Origin of the sequence: Shewanella sp. DW31 (genome assembly GCF_015767295.1) — a bacterium.
Lineage (GTDB): Bacteria > Pseudomonadota > Gammaproteobacteria > Enterobacterales > Shewanellaceae > Shewanella > Shewanella oncorhynchi.
The window spans coordinates 43076-60473 of sequence record NZ_JADWMP020000024.1 but is presented as its reverse complement, the minus strand read 5'-3'; the positions used below and the strand labels follow the sequence as shown (position 1 = coordinate 60473).

The window sequence follows — 17398 nt, the reverse complement described above, 5'->3', positions numbered from 1 at the left end:
TCATATAAAAAATAAGCTGAATGACTGATTTTTATATATTTAGAGAATACAAAATAAAAATGGAATAAATGGATTTTAATCGTTTGTTATAAATAACTTAGGAAATATGAAAAAAAATCGCGATTGTTCCTTTAAAAAAACAAGCATGGGTAAATTTCAACTTACCGCATGCTGTTTTTATCAGCAATTAGACTTATCTACATTTCAAATCGCTGTAATAACCACTTAGAAATCGCTTTCAATTGTTCAGGAATGACAGAATGAGGCATTGGATAACTCTGCCACGTAACATGATAGCCGCCCGCCGTTAAGGCTTCTTTTGCTAACATTCCAGCGGATAATGGTACAACATCATCCTGTAGACCGTGTTGCTGTAATATGGGTGTATTGCGATTCGCCGCACTTAATTCAGCGGGTAACACATCGCCCGTCGGCAAATAGCAAGACAACGCCATAATCCCTGCAAGTGGCTCAGGGAAACGCAGTCCAGAGAATAAACTCATGACTCCACCCTGACTGAATCCCGCTAATACGATACGTTGGCTCGCAATACCCGCCGCGATTTGTTCATTAATTAATGCGGCAACCATTTTCTCCGACTCAAGCACGCCTTGCATATCGGCTCTGTCATGCAAATCCATGCTTTTAATATCGTACCAAGCGCGCATAATGTAGCCACCATTAATGGTCACGGCTTGCTCTGGTGCATGGGGAAAAATAAATCGAATAGCATGATCTGCAGGTAAGCCTAATGCAGGCACTACGGGAGCAAATCCGGCCCCCGAATCCCCTAATCCATGTAACCAAATAACCACAGCCGTAGCAGGAGTCTTAGGTTCGACAACAATACGCTCAAGAGAAACTGACATACTAAAAATTCCCAATTCGATATTAAACACTCATCAACTAAAAAATGATGATAAATCTATACGTTAAACACTCATCACCACTCGGGCACAGGTTATTCAGCATCCATGCCCAGCACATCTTGAATCGCACGTAACTGAGCATTTGAGTCCAATACTAAGCTCCAACGTACACCGCCACCATCGGCGATCAGCATAGGAGGCTGACGTCTCAAGCCGATATCCTCAGCACTCGCTTGCAGTACGATACTGGCAACGTTGAGGCGCACTTGAACCTCAAACTCAGTAACGATTAACTTACCCTGCGAAAAATCTAACACCATTATGATAACCGCCCTATGTGAAAACGCCGTCATCATAGCAAACTTGTGCTCTTTTACCGATGGCATTTCCTGACCAGCATCCAAACCATTAAAGTTTGATTACATTTGAGCTAACAGTGAGATAACAAATCCAGTGAATTATCAGGTAAACTTTTGCGCTATATCTTTTGTACTATATAGAGTGGGTTAACAGAAAACCAAGCTGAATTGATGGTCTTATCACCCCAAACTCGAACTAACATACTTCATCATTAGGCTACTATAAATAATGCTTTCACTTCGCCGAACCGTCCTTTGCAGCACCCTAGTCTTTGCCCTGCAACTAATTCCCTGCGCTTATGCCAATAGCACTCCAAATACCTTAACCACTGAGCCTACTGCCACTGTTGTACAAGCTGATACGCAGCAGAACCAAGATGCACTGACCTACGCCAATTACACTGAAGTCAGCGTGAGTCATTTGGAACTAGCCCTTACCGTCGATTTTAAGCAAAACCGCTTATCCGGTGAAGCCACCCTCGATTTAGCTTGGCATAAGGCGGGGAAAGAACTCATCTTAGATACTCGAGATCTGACGATTAACAGCGTAAGTGCTTTAAATACAGCAGGGAAATGGCAAAGCATGCCCTTCACCTTAGCCAAAGCGGACGCTGTAAAAGGTGCGGCGCTGACCATCAAACTTGCCGATGAAGATACCCAAAAAATTAAAATCAATTATCACACATCGAATAATCCGTCTGGTATTCAATGGTTAACTCCAGAGCAAACCCAAGGTAAACAGTTGCCTTTTATGTTCAGTCAGAGTCAGGCGATTCACGCCCGCAGTTGGATCCCACTGCAAGATACGCCAGCCGTTCGCCAAACCTATAGCGCAATAATTACTGCCGATAAAGCCATAACTGTGGTCATGAGTGCCGATCGCAAAACCCTGTCGAGCACTCAGACCCAATTCACTATGCCGCAGGCTATTCCAGCATATTTGATTGCTATTGCGGCAGGACATTTAAAGTTTGCTCCCTTAGATAACATCTCGGGCATTTGGGCTGAGCCAGAGATCCTCGACAAAGCGAGCAAAGAATTTGCCGACACGCCAGAAATGATCAAAATCGCGGCTAAACGTTATGGCGATTACCCTTGGGGACGTTATGACTTGCTTATCTTGCCACCAAGTTTCCCCTTTGGCGGCATGGAAAACCCGCGTTTGTCTTTTATTACACCCACAGTGATCGCAGGTGATAAAAGCTTAGTGAGCCTCATCGCCCACGAACTTGCGCACTCGTGGTCGGGTAATTTAGTGACCAACGCCACTTGGCGCGATCTCTGGCTTAATGAAGGTTTTACGACCTATGTTGAGAATCGCATCATGGAAGACCTCTATGGCCGCGACCGGGCACTGATGGAGCAAACCATCGGCTACTCTGAATTGCTTGCCGAACTTGAAGAGCTCACTCCTGCCGATTCAGTGCTACATCTCGATCTCGGTAAACGTTCGCCCGACGAAGCCTTCAGCGGTGTCCCTTATGTAAAAGGCCAGTTGTTCTTAATATTTTTAGAGCACAAATTTGGCCGTGAACGCTTCGACATTTTTGTGAAAAGCTTCTTCAATCATTTTGCGTTTCAGAGTATTACTACGGCGCAGTTCCGTGAATATTTATCTTTGAATCTATTAAACAAATATCCCCATCTTGTCAGTGAAGGCGAAGTGGATACTTGGATTGAAGGTCAAGGTTTACCGTCATTTCTTGTGCCGCCCAATTCCCATGCCTTCGATGATATTGATGCTCAAAGACAAACTTGGCTCGAGGGTAAACTCAGTGCAAGCGAGTTGAAAACCAGCACTTGGACAGTCCACCAGTGGTTAAGATTCATCAATGAAATGCCAAGGATCAATCTAGATCAAACCAAACTTGCCGAGCTAGATAAGGCGTTCCATTTTACGGGCACTGGCAATAGTGAAATCGCTTTTGCATGGTATTCACTGGCCCTAGACAATGGCTATTACGCAGTACTACCCGCATTAAAACAACACTTAACCCATATTGGCCGTATGCGCTTAATCGTGCCTTTATATCAAAAGCTAGCAAGCTCTGATAAATACGACTGGGCCAAAAGCGTCTATCTCAGGGCTCGCAGCGGCTACCATCCCCAAACCCAAGCAAGCCTAGATATGATGTTTGCCGACAAACCACTCGAGCATGAACATAGCCATTAGCGAGATAAGGAGCCATTAGCGGTTGCGACAATCATTAAGCCATTAGCACCATAAAAACAAAAAGCCCAAACCTAGGTTTGGGCTTTTGCTATTTAATCTTTAGCCTCGATTCATTCAACCCATACTGAACTTATACTCCACTCACATTGAGTCAGATAAAGCCAAGTTCGAAGCCGAGCCCGAAACCTAAAGATTAGTGGTGATGACCACCTGCACCATGGGCATGACCGTGGGCGATTTCTTCATCACTCGCATCACGGGCACCTACGACTTCAATATCAAATGTCAGTTCGCGGCCGGCTAATGGATGGTTTACATCCACAGTCGCCATAAACTTACCCATTTTAACGATAGTCACTTGGCGCTGACCTTGGTCGGTATTAACCACTGCTGCCATACCTGGTTTCCACACAGTCGCACCCAGTAAATGCTTAACAGACACACGTTGGTGTGCGTCAGCATCCGCTACACGCTCACCGTAGGTTTCAGCGGCAGGCAAGGTCACAGTGAACTTTTCACCTATAGCTTTACCGCTTATCGCGTTTTCTACACCTGGCATCATGTTGTCATGACCGTGTAAATAGGCAATCGGATCGCGACCTTCGTTCGTCTCGATCACTTCACCTTTCTCGTCGCGTAGTGTGTAGTTAAACTGCACAACCATATCGTCTTTAATGCTCATCGAATATCCTTTGATTTTCTTCGATTTCAATTGTGGGCCGAGCTTAACAAAACTGCGCTTTTCACTCCACTTTTTTATCCGGCCTCAAAGCACTCAAAACCCGCAGCGAGCGCTCTTTGGCTACAGTGACAGTAACTACAGTGATAGTCCTAAAGCGCTAAACACCTCTGGGCTTGGGAAGCCATCGGCAATCATCTGTTTGCTCCGTTGAAAGGCTTGCAACCCTGCCATAGAGTTACGTCCCAACACGCCATCAGGCTTACCAACATCAAATCCAGCCTCGTTCAGTTTTGTTTGCAGTTGCTTTACTTGCTCGCGGCTTAGGCGTGGTTGCTCAGGCGGACTGACTGTCAAGGGTTGTCCACCATTAATACGATCGGCCAAGTGTCCAACCGTAATGGCATAAAATTCGGAGCGATTCCAACGCATGATCACATTAAAATTCTCATAACCTAAAAAGGCTGGGCCTGTGTGTCCCGCAGGCAAATACAGCGCAGCTTGAATATCGACGGCAGGCAAAGGTTGCCCATTCGACTGCGTTACATTGAGCGCAGCCCATTCAGATAACGACAAGGGCTGTTTCGCGCCTAAATGACTGTAACTAAAATCCTTTGGCAACAAGACTTCACGCCCCCAACGCTGATTACGCTGCCAACCTAAGTGCTGCAAAAAGTTCGCGGCAGAAGTGAGCGCATCTGTAGTGCTATTCCATAAATCGGCCTTACCATCCCCATCCCCATCGACCGCATATTTGGCATACGCAGAAGGCATAAATTGCGTATGTCCCATAGCACCTGCCCATGATCCCACCATAGTGTCATCATCGAACTGATACTTTTCTTTCAGTTTTAAGGCTTGCATCAGCTCTATGGTGAAATAATTGCTACGGCGTGGCTCACAGGCCAAAGTCGCCAGCGAATTCAATACCGACATTTTGCCTTTATAGGAGCCGTAGTTTGTTTCCAGTCCCCAAAAAGACAAGATATATTGCGGTGGGACACCGTATTTTTGCGCTAATTGATTAAGTAAGACACTGTGCTTTTGCAGTAAACGGCGGCCTTCATTGACCCGCCATTCGGTCGCGCGCTTACTGAAATAATTATCAAATGTCTGGCTGAATTCGGGTTGCTGTTGGTCCAGCTCAATCACTCGAGGGACAAATTTCAAGTTCGCAATGGTAGAGTTTATCGTCGCCTCAGACAGGCCTTCTGCACGTGCCCGCGCTTGCAGTCCAGTCAAGCACATTGGAAACGCCTCTGCATTAGATTGTACGCTAGCACTGATATCGGGCATTTGATTGACTTCAGCAGCAATGCCACTTGCGTTAGTGCTGGTTGCGTTAGCACTCGCCGTTGGCGCACTTGAACAGGCACTCAGACTGACACAGGCGGCAATACTCGCAAACAGATAAGTTAACCCTTTAATTTTAATCAAATCAACAACTCCAATATTTGATCTCACAACAATCACACTGTTGTGGCTAAACACGACAATATTCCGTCTTCAAGAGGGAATTACCCTAGAGAGATATTCGCCTTGGCATAACGAGTGAAAGGTTAGAATCCAAAACACCTTTAACGGCCAAGAGCATAGAAGACATGTTTCTCCGCCACGTAAAGCCCCTATCTGAGCCACATTTAGTCAGTAAAATAGCCAGTACCAAGGCGACTCATTACCAATAATCCTGACCCATAGTGACACGTAACACAATCCTTATCGCCATAAATACCTTGCGGCATAGGCTTATTGCTCAGTTATCCAACACAAAAAAATTCTTAACAAAGAATCCCTTGGTATCGCAGCACGTTACCGTATAATGGATAAGTTAACAGCACACATCAAAGAGATCTATCATGACTGAAATCAATGCGGCTTTGGCTGGCTTTATCAAAAATGTAAAACAACATCAGACGCTTTGGGGTCTAATGGATGAAACTGGCGAAGGCTGGGTCGTTTGTGATTCTTCAGAATTTGAAGACACAGATGTGATGCCATTATGGTCAAATGAAGCTACTGCAAAATCCCATTGCAGCGACGAATGGCACGACTATCAACCCGTTTCTATTTCATTAGAAGAATTTCTAGAATATTGGGTCTCAGATCTAAACGATGATGGTGTATTGATCGGTGTCGATTGGCAAACCGATGAAGATTGTCTTGAACTTGATCCGATTGTTTTAGCAAAAGATTTGGTTGATGTTGAAGAGGTTTAATCGCTTCAGTATGCCATTGATGACATCAAGGACTGAGGTGCTCATTCCTTGATGTCTGCTATTCCGCTTATCGATATTCCCTTCGACAAACGCCATACCTGCTGGTTTTGTGGCGAACCGAGTCATCAACACTTCGAATATATCGCACACACACATACACCACATTCTTCGTTAGCTGTGCCCGCCTGCAGCGAATGTTTGCGATTAGCCAAACAACATACTCTTAGCTCCATTTGGGATTGTCGTATGGCCGTCAAAGATGCACTAATGCGTATTTATGCGAAACACCTCGCCATTGGGATTAATTGGACCGAAGAAGAGCTTGCTGAGTCCGAATTCTCCTGCAAAGTGTTTGAAGGTTTTAAAAAAAGTGCTTGGATGATGTACCAAATTGCCCGCGACCGTATCAATGCGCCCGGTTGGCCACTGGTATTAGAGGGCGAAGAAATTGACGACCAAGGTTATAGCGCAGGTTTTGAATTCGATGGCGTGACTTTTAATTCAGTCAATGCTGCTATCCAATACTATTCGACGCAATTCACTTTAGATCCACAGTTTTTTGCCGAACTTGTACGCCTCGTCGGCCGAGCAAGATTCAACTATGCCTTAAGGCTCGCCCGTATCCATATCGCCGCCGCCAAAGAAATGAAGCGCCAAGTATTACACGATGTAGCAGCCGAATTAGCGTTATAATCGAGCGAGTTATAGGTAGTGAGTTTGCAGAAAAGCAGTTGAAAAAGTAGCAGTTGAAAGAATGTGATTCAAAGTCCATATTAAAAACTGTTATTAAAGCGTTCTTTAAAAACACTAAACCTACCGATGATCGACTCAAGGTCAATCACCGATAGTTCGAATCTCAAAATGCGATCAGAGATTGATCACTTGTCTTAATCTTTCTTGCACCACTTCCACCAGCAAATCCGGTTGGAACTTAGAAATAAACTTATCACAGCCCACTTTTTCAACCATGGCATGGTTAAAACTGCCACTCAACGAAGTATTTAAGGTGATGAATAAATCCGACATAGCTTTATCGCTACGCACTTCAGAAGTGAGCTTATAACCGTCCATTTCGGGCATTTCGGCATCGGTAATCATCATCAATAATTCTTTGGCAACTTGTTTACCTTCATCACGCCATTTCTGCAATAACGTCAGCGCTTGTAAGCCATCAGATGCCTCAATAATTTCGATACCCAGTTGGCCTAACGTTTCACGCACTTGACGTCTGGCGGTCGATGAATCATCCACAATCAGGATTTTTCTGCCAGGCATTTCATGGACTAAGGTTTCGTCGAGTACACCTTCAGATAAACGGATATCGTAGTGAATGATCTCCGCCAAGACTTTTTCTACGTCGATAATAGACACTAACTGCGACTGACCTTGATGCTCTATGCGAGTAATTGCCGTTAGATAATTATTACGTCCAGCCGTTTTCGGCGGTGGCATAATATCGCTCCAAGTCATGTTGATAATGTGTTCAACCTTACCGACTAAGAAACCCTGCACACTGCGGTTATATTCTGTGATGATCATATTGGCATCTTCGTTAGGCGGCACGGGCTTAAACCCTATGGCCGAACGTAAATCAATCACGGGGATAGAAATTCCGCGAATATTAGCAACACCAGAAATATGCGGATGACTACCCGGCATCGCATTCAAGGGAGGAAGCTTGACAACTTCTTTGACTTTAAAGACGTTAATGGCAAATAACTGCGTGGAATTAATGCTAAAGAGCAACAACTCAAGTCGGTTCTCACCAACGAGTTTGGTACGCTGATCTACGGTTGCAAGTACGTTTGCCATAATGCTGCTTCTCTACTCTTGAGGAAAATCCTTTCCCCACATGCGACGGATTAGCTCAAATTATAGCGGTAAACTCCCATGAAGAACCATGCCGAGAGTCTATTTTATCTAAAAATTACAACCACTCTCGCAAAGTTCGGCCATAAACTTCGTTTAGCGCATCTCAGATATCTGCATCCCTAAGCTTATATTTTCAGATAATACGCGACATTGCTAATATTTGGTCTTAGTGTTAACGCAATATTTTCTGGGCGAGCACCATACCCGCAAGATTAAAGGCATTTCTATCGCGGACAATCTTAAATCCCAGCTGGCGCAATACCGTTAACAAATCACTATGATTAAAGCGATTCTGCTGTGGATGCTCAAATAAGCGCCGGCTCAATGGATTACAAATTGCGGCACGATATAAATCCTCTATCACAAAGTATCCGTTCGGTTTCAGCACCCTTGCAACTTCCTTAATGGCCGCTTGCCACTCTGGAATATGATGGAATACGGCAAAATCAAACACCATATCAAACTCGCCATCGCCAAAGGGTAAACATGTTGCATCAGCAACCGAGAAACTCAGCCCTTTTAACCCTTGCGGCCGAGATTGCCAGCGGGATTGTGCGGAGGCAACCATGTCAGGGTCGATATCCACGGCCGTGATATGTCCCGCGCCAAAATGTTCGCGGATCAACTGAATGCCGTTACCAAACCCACAACCTATTTCTAATGCGCGTTCGCACAAAGCCATAGGTTTTGGCATCATAGAGGTCAATAAGGGCGCTTCGAGATGATTTTGTAACCAAAAACGTAATGGATGCTGAACGATCTTTTTCTCAAATGGATTTAATTTCATGCCATCCTCTCACTATGGGTAAACTACTGTTGAATAATTTTACTGATCGAACTGCCATTATGGTACGTAATGATAGGAACATAAGTTCACCAGAGGCCACGATGAAATTACCTCTTTTTCCATTACCCATTTGTTTATTGCCCGAAGGTTACACACAACTGCGGGTATTTGAACCTAGATATAAGCGCTTGGTCGCCGAATCATTAAAGTCAGGCCAAGGCTTTGGCTTATGTATGCTTGAAGAGGATGGTAAAACCATTCAGCCCATAGGCACCTTAGTGCATATTATTGATTTTGAAACCTTACCAGACGGACTATTAGGGATCAGTATTCAAGGTTCTAAACGCTTTAAACTTGATAAAATCAGTGTCGAAGCCGATGGTTTAAAACGCGGAGACGTCAGTTTAATCGACAATTGGCCTGCTGTACGTATTGCGACCGATGAACGTTACTTGAGTCAAATGTTACAAAACATTCTTAAGGAATATCCGCAACATCTCAAGCACTACCAAACAGAACAGTTCGATGATATCGCTTGGGTCTGCCAGCGCTGGCTAGAAATATTACCCGTACAAGCATCCGAAAAGTACACCTGCATTAATGCCTTAGATCATATTATGACCCGAGATCTATTGCGGGCCGTCATTAAATAATACTGTGAATGATCCTTTATTTAAGCCACTTCGTATTGATTGAAAGTTTGACAGCAAAAATGGGCTCAGAAGTGCAACACACTTCTCAATTTTGTCGTTACTGATATCACACTCAGCACTCACGACTGCGATAAGAGCGAAAATAATGGAAAATATTCAATCACAAAGCAGGCAAACTCGGTATCATGTCCCAATCACGTCTCTGACTAATTCGGCTATGGATAACGAAATTCCAGCTTCCCAAACCTGCGAGCCTCAAGCGGATGCTTTAATCACGTTTATGCTACAAGTAGCAGACAACCGAGACAGAGCCGCCTTTGGTCACTTATTTCAGCATTTCATGCCCAAGATCCGAGCCTTTGGTTTACAAAGACTGAATCAACAAGGGTTGGCGATGGATTTAGTACAAGAAACCATGACCAGCGTTTGGACTAAGGCTCATCTATATAATGCAGAAAAAGGGTCAGTGACAACTTGGGTGTTTACCATCATGCGTAATCAATGTTTCGATATGCTTAGACGGGTACAACACAATAGAGAAGATACTTTCGGTGATGATATTTGGCCGCTGTGTGATGCGACCATGGCTCAGGACACACTCACTGATCACAAGTTGACGGCTAAATTACTCCAACATCTTGATGCCCTTCCCATAGCACAAAGACAAGTTGTGCAAGGCATTTACATGCAAGAACTCACTCAACAAGAGCTAGCCGATACCCTAAAGGTACCGATAGGGACCATAAAGTCCCGTTTAAGATTAGGGCTAGAAAAGTTGAAAAGCTTCTTGGAGACACACAATGATTAAGCATCATCCCCAACAAGAATTACTCGTCAGCCATGCCAATGGGAACTTACCTTTATCAATGGCGATAGCAATATCCGCACACTGCGACCTATGTGATACTTGTCGAGAGCAGCTTGCCCTATTCACAGAACAAGCTGCAAATTTAGCATTAAATCCTGATGGCGGTCATGCTGCAAATGATACGGGCGAAGAGTTGATGCACAGAGAGTATGTTGAGGTGCAACACTCAGGCGGCAATCAAGAATCGGCATTGGACATTGACGCTATGATGGCGCAAATCATGGCTCAACCGGCAGCAACAAATGTGCCTAATAACGCCCCTATCGATGTCGACATAAAGCAACAGCATTACACTGTGCCCTCGGTGTTTCGTCAGCATTTGGCCCGTCCATGGCAAATATTAGGCAAAGTCAGTCGCATGCGTTTTGATGTCGATGAAACGAACACCCGCGCTAGCCTATTGCATATAGATGCCCAAGGTGAAATCCCCCAACATACCCATAAAGGTTATGAACTAACACTATTACTAGCCGGAGAGTTTTCCGATCTAAATGGTGACTATGTCCCAGGTGATTTTATCGTGCTTGACGGCCAACATCATCACTCACCGAAAACCATTAACGGTTGCTTATGCTACACAGTATTAGATGGACCGCTGCATTTTACCAAAGGTCTGAGTAAGCTACTTAATCCCATAGGTGAACTGATTTATTAAACCTTTTGACTGAGTTTTTAAACAAGAGCAAACGCATAGATTCATTTATAAATTCAGTTTAATGAGTCCATTACATAACTGACTACGATTAATCCCATTAAAATGACCTGTTTTAGTGGGATTTTTTATAATATTTACCTATAAAACGGCAATATTAACCTTAGTCAATTACCACAAAAATAAAAACGACCCCATAAACAGGCCTGACAATTCCTCTTTAAATCAAGCAAATAGTCACGAAAAATACACTTTAATTCAACATTAGCAAATAAATAATGACATCGAATAAAAATTAAACTTGCATAAGCCATTTTTATTGATATACTGCACGTCGTTTTGAGATACACCTTGTTGTTTACCTTTTTAACCCAGCCTGATATTTAGCAATCAGAGTTCGGTCCTCATAAAGAAAGCCTACTACAAGCAAAACCCCATAAGCTCAATCATTCGATATCACTAAAATCATGTGGTTATGTCTGTGAACTTACCGTTCTCCTTGTTGTCATAGTATTGTCATTAAGCTATGGTCAACTGGTTGAATCGAGTTATTCCATTGACGTAATCGACAACATGAAATATTTATCGATTAAGCATCTCTTGATTAATGAATCAAAGATGGGGTAACCTCGATACTCAATAGAACGAATCTTTCGCACAATTGCTAAGGATATTTTATAGTTACAACTATCTCACCTATGGGTGAATTAACAAAAAGGAGTGTGGCATATGTCATACAAAATTAATGGACATGAAATTACAGTGAACTTCCCTGTAGATTCAATCTCAGTAAATAAAACCTCAATTGCTTTTACCGATCGTCAAGGTAAAAACAGACAGACTTTTTCTAAACGTACAGAAGCCATCAGCTTTATGAAATGGTTATTGTCCGCGAACAAATAAGTCAAACAGTAAGTAAAACGATAAGTTAAAAATTAATACCGCAGTACCCGTTTACTCAAGTGTATTTAATCGGTTTCCATTATCTTCGCAGTACCGAGCACTTAAGTAGACTGATAGCCGAATGTCACGAACACGCTATCCTTTTTTTACGTCATTATGACGAGCACATTTGGTTCAGGCTGTATCTCTCTCACACAGATACCTGCCGAACCAAATGAGTCAAATCCAGCGTTAGATCACCTCTTTCCATTGCAGCATCCGCTAATATTCATACACATGAATACTGTTCAGCACATCATCTATGCCAAAACCCAATACTCAAATTGCCATGCAAACCTTGATAAACCAGATCAAAGAGACTATTCCACTCAATTTAGAAGAAGCACAACTGTGCCAGGGACAATGTTTAGGTTGTTCGAAGAAAATGCTGGAAATGTTAGATGCCGAAATCAGTTATTGGCAATTTAGTGAGGTGACGCCTAGCCTAAAAGATTTAAAAAACCTCGAAAACATTGGCCGTCGTACCTATAAAATTCTTAAACGGAACCAGTTACTGTCTTAATCGCTTGTATTTGCATTTTACTATTTATGGGGCGCTTTACTTACACGACGTAAAATAAATTCAAAACTTAACTGACAATATGACCCTAATAGAAATCACATTGCCAGTTTTATCTTCGCTATTGTCGATAGCCGTTAAAAATCACAAATCGATAGGCTCAACTTCTAGACTCTGCCAACCTTGCGCGAATATCTGCCAAAGAATATTCCGTTAATAGTTCACCATCGGCAAATACGGGAACAAACTCGCAATTGTTGACATCTTGCCAGCTGGCTTGATCTTTAAGATAAAATTGACCCTGCTCATCTTTAAATACCGCCACTAAACCCTTAGCAGATTTTTTAGTGCCATCATCTGTTTTAGGATCTTTAAATATTTCTCTGTCTTTACCATCAACTTTCGCAAAGGTCGCTTTCACAGCATAACCGTCAGTATCTCGGGTCACGTGTTGATAGGTAAAACTGCCAATCCCAAACACAATATTGGTTGACGCAAAACCTTTAGCCTTTAAGCCAGCACAAATGGCTTCAGCCCGTTCAATGGTGATTGAATCGCCATAAATCAGTCCAACATGGCTATTCAGCGCTTTGTAACCTTTGGCAGTTGTGCTACCCCCAAAGACGTCCCACAGACACTCAATAGCGCCTTTATATTCAGGACTCCCGATTGGTGCTTGTGGATCGCCACAAATGATTTTCACAGGGCAACCCGTATCAGGCCTAAACACCACTTTCCCATCGCGGGCAAGAATGCGGTCTTTTAACGCTAAGGTGAATTCTGTCATCACCTGCCAAAAATCCCAAGAATCTGAAACAATGCTGACAATGCCCGTTGGGTAAATATCTTCAATCAAACGGCGGAACGTCTCTAATTCATTCTCCATGCCACCCGCGCACATGACACTGTGCTCCGTTGCGGGCACACTGCCACCGACAAGTTCTTTATCACTATCGGCAAGGTAATATTGCTCAAGAAAATCAATGGCAGGTATGGTATCAGTCCCAGTAAAACTGAGTAAATGTGCGGCGCCGCTCATGATCGCGGCCTCTGCACCATACATGCCACGGAAACTAAAATCGTGACCCTGCCAATCAACAAAAGCGATGTCACCATCGGTTTCTAGCGCGTAAGTCTCAAATATTTTGCGGTATTGCAGCGCGGTAGTAGCACTGGTACACATACCCCACACATTAGCGGAAAGGATGGTTTCGAGATAATTGGTCAACCAAAAGAACCGCTCATCGGTATTGTATAAAATCAAGCAAGGCACTTTTAATGGATACATTGAGCCTTCAGGTAATGCCATAATTTTAATTGGTAAATAACCTAAATCATGCAACTCCTCAATATGCTGAGTGCCAACATTATTCGGCCCGAGATAGTTATTGATACGGCGGGAGAATTGGCGAATGACCTGATCTTTGGGTTGTTGAAAGAAATCACGGTTCCAACTGTCAATTAAGTAATGCTTGATAAAATACTGCAAGCCAAAAAACACCATTTGGTCTGTATAACCACGACGGGATTTACGGGCGGTCAAGTTACTAAAAATCACTTGTGTATTATCGGGATATTGACGACGGTGGTCGACTTTATAGCCATCAATGGCAGTAACGGGATTCAAGTACATAATATTTTCCTTAATGATTCATATAACTCAAAACAGCATGGCAATCACAGAACTCGCTCGAAATATGTGCAGGGACACCTAAACTATCGGTACAAAATAATCTGTCGATGCCCACCTCGCGCAGAGCCGATTCGCTGGCCTTATCTTCATAATGTGACACGATCAAAATAACGCTTTGGGCCCCCTTTTGCTTTAATTTGATGGCAAGTTCAATAAAGGTTCTGCCACCCGCGCAAATGTCGTCAACGATTAAACAAGTTTTACCCGACAAGTCATCACAGAACACTTCAGTAGCGATAATATGGCCATTGACCACATCACGATGTTTATCGGCCCTGATCACCGGCATTCCCTGTAACGCTTTAGCTAAGCCGAATACTTTTTTATTCGCCCCCGCATCGGGCGAGACTAACACTAGCTCCCCCGTTAATTGGGCTGCGATCGCTGCGACAAAACTGTGGTTATCTATTACCTGAACCCGTTCTAACAATGCGGCAGTGACATCACTGTGCGGGTCAAAAACGGTGACCGAAGCATATTGCTGCTGATTAATCAGGCTAGCATAGACTTTTACCGACAAGGCCTCACCGGCATTACACACCCTATCTTGGCGAGCACCCGGCATATAAGGCAGTAACAGATCAATTTGCTCGGCACCACTGCGACGCAATGCATCAGTTAACAACAAGAGTTGCATGATGGAATGATCGCCCCGATAACTGAAAAAGATCGTTACTCGTTTAGCAGGAGGAACAAGCAGCTGAATATGATTTTCCCCCGCACCAAATTGAAATAAGCGGTAGTGAGTCTCATCGCTAGCAGCGGGTAACCGATAAAAATCGGCTTGCGAACATTGAGCGTGAGAAACATCTTGAGACGTTTGAATACGTTGAGACGCTTGAATACGTTGAGACATAGTAACCTCCTGTCTGTGGCAAGATTGCCGAAATTGACGGCGCCCTTGTTGTCTACATGAACAATAGTGTCTTAAAGACATTATTGTGTAAAGTTGATTTTTAGACTATTTCAGACGGAGCAACCTGAAATGTTATGCTTAAATGCCATATAGTGTCCTTTAGACACTATTGATAGGTGCGACAACTAAGAAGCCACAATATGGGTATCGAGTAATACAAGAATCGGAGACATTAAGGCAAAATCAGTAATTAAACAGCCTTTACTGATTCAAAGTCACCGTTACTCATATTGAGCAAGGCGAATATCTTGCTTAAATCCACATTCACTGTGATCAACATTCTAGATTTCTTAAGAAGCGATACGATGCGGTATTGGGTTTCAAGCGGTATAAATTAGCAGGACGACCACGTTCGGTGCGCTTTAATCCCGTATCGATCAATAAATCGGCCTGTTCAACCCGCCGACGAAAAGATTTACCTTGGATAGGCTTGCCCAGTAAAACCTCATGTACATGCTGCAATTCTGGCAAGGTAAAAGGTTCAGACAGTGCAAATCCTGGCACTAAAGAATATAAGGCTTTCTGTGTTAAGCGTTCCCGCGCTTGCTCAATTAACTGCAAATGATCAAACGCCAAGGGCATCTGCAACACATCCGCTAATGGCCACCACTTAACATCACTCACTGAATCAATCTGAATTTGGCAAGCTTGATAACTCATCAAGGCGGTATAACACACAGTCACAGACCAGCCTCTTACATCGCGACCACGATTACCCACAGTGCATAGCTGCTCAATATAAGGTGGCACTACCGCGGTTTTCTCATGCAGTTTACGTAATACAGTTTGCTCAAGGGATTGGTCGCAATTTTCATCGATAAACCCTCCAGGTAATCCCCATAAACCTAAAAATGGATGATTTGAGCGTTGTACTAGGAGTACTTTAAGTTGCTGATCGTGATAGGTAAACAATACGGCATCCACTGTCAGTAGCTGAGCCTTAAAAACCTTAGGATCGTAATTGGCGAGATATTCCGCTTCAGTCATTGATATTTCCCATCGTTCCAAATCATCAGCTTAACTTAGCATTACATAGCTTCAAACATATTATGTCTTAGCGTCACTAAGTCAATGCTCAGAGGCACAGGATGAGCCACTTTGCCCAAATTTACGCTGATAACGTGGCAACATGGTCTCGTTCCCGAGTAAGCCACCTTGGTGGATATACATCACAGGACGAGAGCCTACGCCTTGTAAATATTCCTCAAGCACAATAAAACCTAAGGGATCGTAGAGTAATTCAAACTGCACGCCTGAGGCGCAGACCCGCTGCCACATGGCATAAAATTCCGGATAAATTTTACCAAAATGATATTTTTTGCCGACATTAACAATCTGTGGATGCTCACTGGTATTGGAATTAAGTAAGGAAAATTGCAAGCGCAAATAATCATCGCCACCGACAACGGCACAAGTCACGACGCGAATATCCGTTTGCAGACGGATAAAATACTGATTTAAAAATAATGCTGTCGTTCCCGTCCCCGAAGGTAAAAACACCGTTAAATCAATCAATCCATTCGCCTTCGCAAACTGTACTATCTCTTGCGCCAATCTATTTACCCCGTATTCAGCGTAAGCACAACGACCCCCCTCAGGGATAAAAAGCGCCGTCGGCTCATTCACGAGTACTTGAGCCTCGATATAATCTTGGCAACTCAGTCGCACATCGCCCACTTGCGCTGTAGGGTCAGGCCTAGCATTAAGATTTGACAAAACGTGAGGTTCAGATTGCGACGGAGTGCACGCCTGCTTTTGTGCTATTAACACACTTAAATCGATAATATTAGCGCCATTCGCTAAAGCGGCAGCGTAATTGCCCGTAGGATGTTTAACCACTTGACTGGCAATATGATCTACATAAAAATCACATTGCCAGCCTTTCATCTTCGCTAATGTTGACAATGAATACAGTGAGTTAGCTAATGGCGAGCCATGACCTATCACCTTGCTGATGCCAGCAAACTCATGATCTAAAAAATAGCCGAATTTGCGTGCTTTATTGCCACTAAACGCCGGATGCAGTAAATCATCACGTTTTAGGAAAATGTCTCTGCCAGCAAAGGCAAAGGGTTCGACAGGGGAATTTGCAAACATCAAGCGACTCAAACAATTAAATTATCTGGTTTTTAAACCAGTTAAGGGAAGGCTAGTGTAACTCCGCCCTTCCTGTTACGCCCTTAAGAAATTATCAATTTG

General features: G+C 43.5%; 18 protein-coding genes. 8 read left to right on the top strand and 10 right to left on the bottom strand.

What is annotated here, in order from left to right; translation table 11 throughout:
• Positions 1 to 197: 197 nt before the first annotated feature.
• Complete coding sequence (locus GWI56_RS17950) at positions 198 to 869, bottom strand: carboxylesterase (RefSeq protein ID WP_198573693.1); 672 nt, start codon at positions 867 to 869, stop codon at positions 198 to 200.
• A gap of 92 nt (positions 870 to 961) precedes the next feature.
• Entirely contained in the window at positions 962 to 1189 is a 228-nt protein-coding gene (locus GWI56_RS17945; protein ID WP_006082094.1) for a DUF3389 family protein, read from the bottom strand.
• Between the two features lie 268 nt (positions 1190 to 1457).
• On the opposite strand from GWI56_RS17945, the gene GWI56_RS17940 reads away from it, so the two are divergent.
• Positions 1458 to 3401, top strand: coding sequence for a M1 family metallopeptidase (locus GWI56_RS17940; protein ID WP_198573692.1), 1944 nt, complete (start codon positions 1458 to 1460; stop codon positions 3399 to 3401).
• A 193-nt stretch (positions 3402 to 3594) separates the two neighbouring features.
• On the opposite strand, the gene GWI56_RS17935 is transcribed toward GWI56_RS17940, so the two are convergent.
• Together GWI56_RS17935 and GWI56_RS17930 are read right to left on the bottom strand one after the other, a co-directional pair.
• The gene (locus GWI56_RS17935; RefSeq protein WP_198573691.1) at positions 3595 to 4083 is read right to left on the bottom strand and encodes a peptidylprolyl isomerase; all 489 of its coding nucleotides are present in this window, start codon (positions 4081 to 4083) and stop codon (positions 3595 to 3597) included.
• A 135-nt stretch (positions 4084 to 4218) separates the two neighbouring features.
• Entirely contained in the window at positions 4219 to 5517 is a 1299-nt protein-coding gene (locus tag GWI56_RS17930; RefSeq protein WP_198573690.1) for a lytic murein transglycosylase, read from the bottom strand.
• Positions 5518 to 5936: 419 nt separating this feature from the next.
• On the opposite strand from GWI56_RS17930, the gene GWI56_RS17925 reads away from it, so the two are divergent.
• Both GWI56_RS17925 and GWI56_RS17920 read left to right on the top strand, forming a co-directional pair.
• Positions 5937 to 6296 (top strand): DUF2750 domain-containing protein, encoded by a 360-nt coding sequence (locus tag GWI56_RS17925; protein ID WP_028759614.1) that lies wholly within the window; start codon positions 5937 to 5939, stop codon positions 6294 to 6296.
• Positions 6297 to 6347: 51 nt separating this feature from the next.
• Entirely contained in the window at positions 6348 to 6989 is a 642-nt protein-coding gene (locus GWI56_RS17920; RefSeq protein WP_168827433.1) for a hypothetical protein, read from the top strand.
• A gap of 174 nt (positions 6990 to 7163) precedes the next feature.
• On the opposite strand, the gene GWI56_RS17915 is transcribed toward GWI56_RS17920, so the two are convergent.
• Positions 7164 to 8108 (bottom strand): chemotaxis protein CheV, encoded by a 945-nt coding sequence (locus tag GWI56_RS17915; RefSeq protein WP_028759612.1) that lies wholly within the window; start codon positions 8106 to 8108, stop codon positions 7164 to 7166.
• Positions 8109 to 8340: 232 nt separating this feature from the next.
• A complete protein-coding gene (locus GWI56_RS17910) occupies positions 8341 to 8955 on the bottom strand; it encodes a class I SAM-dependent methyltransferase (protein WP_028759611.1) in 615 nt (204 codons plus the stop codon).
• A gap of 101 nt (positions 8956 to 9056) precedes the next feature.
• Here GWI56_RS17910 and GWI56_RS17905 point away from each other — a divergent pair, with 101 nt between their 5' ends.
• From GWI56_RS17905 to GWI56_RS17885, 5 genes are all read left to right on the top strand, one after another.
• Positions 9057 to 9608 carry an LON peptidase substrate-binding domain-containing protein gene (locus GWI56_RS17905; protein WP_028759610.1) on the top strand — a complete coding sequence of 184 codons (552 nt, stop codon included), beginning with the start codon at positions 9057 to 9059 and terminating at the stop codon, positions 9606 to 9608.
• Positions 9609 to 9753: 145 nt separating this feature from the next.
• Positions 9754 to 10416, top strand: a complete 663-nt coding sequence (locus GWI56_RS17900; protein ID WP_198573689.1) for a sigma-70 family RNA polymerase sigma factor — start codon at positions 9754 to 9756, stop codon at positions 10414 to 10416.
• Positions 10409 to 11131 carry a ChrR family anti-sigma-E factor gene (locus GWI56_RS17895; protein ID WP_198573688.1) on the top strand — a complete coding sequence of 241 codons (723 nt, stop codon included), beginning with the start codon at positions 10409 to 10411 and terminating at the stop codon, positions 11129 to 11131. Before GWI56_RS17900 ends, GWI56_RS17895 begins: the two co-directional genes overlap by 8 nt.
• 726 nt (positions 11132 to 11857) lie before the next feature.
• The gene (locus GWI56_RS17890) at positions 11858 to 12031 is read left to right on the top strand and encodes a hypothetical protein (protein WP_006082106.1); all 174 of its coding nucleotides are present in this window, start codon (positions 11858 to 11860) and stop codon (positions 12029 to 12031) included.
• Positions 12032 to 12332: 301 nt separating this feature from the next.
• Positions 12333 to 12593, top strand: a complete 261-nt coding sequence (locus tag GWI56_RS17885; RefSeq protein WP_011789018.1) for a hypothetical protein — start codon at positions 12333 to 12335, stop codon at positions 12591 to 12593.
• A gap of 157 nt (positions 12594 to 12750) precedes the next feature.
• Here the strand turns inward: GWI56_RS17885 and GWI56_RS17880 are convergent, their stop codons facing one another.
• The 4 genes from GWI56_RS17880 to GWI56_RS17865 all read right to left on the bottom strand — a co-directional run bounded on the left by GWI56_RS17880 (position 12751) and on the right by GWI56_RS17865 (position 17296).
• Positions 12751 to 14223 (bottom strand): nicotinate phosphoribosyltransferase, encoded by a 1473-nt coding sequence (locus GWI56_RS17880; RefSeq protein WP_198573687.1) that lies wholly within the window; start codon positions 14221 to 14223, stop codon positions 12751 to 12753.
• A gap of 10 nt (positions 14224 to 14233) precedes the next feature.
• Positions 14234 to 15139 carry a ribose-phosphate diphosphokinase gene (gene prs / locus GWI56_RS17875; protein WP_198573686.1) on the bottom strand — a complete coding sequence of 302 codons (906 nt, stop codon included), beginning with the start codon at positions 15137 to 15139 and terminating at the stop codon, positions 14234 to 14236.
• Positions 15140 to 15472: 333 nt separating this feature from the next.
• A complete protein-coding gene (locus tag GWI56_RS17870) occupies positions 15473 to 16186 on the bottom strand; it encodes an NUDIX domain-containing protein (protein ID WP_131525016.1) in 714 nt (237 codons plus the stop codon).
• 81 nt (positions 16187 to 16267) lie between these two features.
• A complete protein-coding gene (locus GWI56_RS17865; protein WP_198573685.1) occupies positions 16268 to 17296 on the bottom strand; it encodes a pyridoxal-phosphate dependent enzyme in 1029 nt (342 codons plus the stop codon).
• Positions 17297 to 17398: the final 102 nt, after the last annotated feature.

Coding starts and splice junctions, on each gene's coding strand:
- GWI56_RS17950 (WP_198573693.1), bottom strand. CDS start 869: ATGTCAGTTTCTCTTGAGCGTATTGTTGTCGAACCTAAGACTCCTGCT.
- GWI56_RS17945 (WP_006082094.1), bottom strand. CDS start 1,189: ATGGTGTTAGATTTTTCGCAGGGTAAGTTAATCGTTACTGAGTTTGAG.
- GWI56_RS17940 (WP_198573692.1), top strand. CDS start 1,458: ATGCTTTCACTTCGCCGAACCGTCCTTTGCAGCACCCTAGTCTTTGCC.
- GWI56_RS17935 (WP_198573691.1), bottom strand. CDS start 4,083: ATGAGCATTAAAGACGATATGGTTGTGCAGTTTAACTACACACTACGC.
- GWI56_RS17925 (WP_028759614.1), top strand. CDS start 5,937: ATGACTGAAATCAATGCGGCTTTGGCTGGCTTTATCAAAAATGTAAAA.
- GWI56_RS17920 (WP_168827433.1), top strand. CDS start 6,348: ATGTCTGCTATTCCGCTTATCGATATTCCCTTCGACAAACGCCATACC.
- GWI56_RS17915 (WP_028759612.1), bottom strand. CDS start 8,108: ATGGCAAACGTACTTGCAACCGTAGATCAGCGTACCAAACTCGTTGGT.
- GWI56_RS17910 (WP_028759611.1), bottom strand. CDS start 8,955: ATGAAATTAAATCCATTTGAGAAAAAGATCGTTCAGCATCCATTACGT.
- GWI56_RS17905 (WP_028759610.1), top strand. CDS start 9,057: ATGAAATTACCTCTTTTTCCATTACCCATTTGTTTATTGCCCGAAGGT.
- GWI56_RS17900 (WP_198573689.1), top strand. CDS start 9,754: ATGGAAAATATTCAATCACAAAGCAGGCAAACTCGGTATCATGTCCCA.
- GWI56_RS17895 (WP_198573688.1), top strand. CDS start 10,409: ATGATTAAGCATCATCCCCAACAAGAATTACTCGTCAGCCATGCCAAT.
- GWI56_RS17890 (WP_006082106.1), top strand. CDS start 11,858: ATGTCATACAAAATTAATGGACATGAAATTACAGTGAACTTCCCTGTA.
- GWI56_RS17885 (WP_011789018.1), top strand. CDS start 12,333: ATGCCAAAACCCAATACTCAAATTGCCATGCAAACCTTGATAAACCAG.
- GWI56_RS17880 (WP_198573687.1), bottom strand. CDS start 14,223: ATGTACTTGAATCCCGTTACTGCCATTGATGGCTATAAAGTCGACCAC.
- prs (WP_198573686.1), bottom strand. CDS start 15,139: ATGTCTCAACGTATTCAAGCGTCTCAACGTATTCAAACGTCTCAAGAT.
- GWI56_RS17870 (WP_131525016.1), bottom strand. CDS start 16,186: ATGACTGAAGCGGAATATCTCGCCAATTACGATCCTAAGGTTTTTAAG.
- GWI56_RS17865 (WP_198573685.1), bottom strand. CDS start 17,296: ATGTTTGCAAATTCCCCTGTCGAACCCTTTGCCTTTGCTGGCAGAGAC.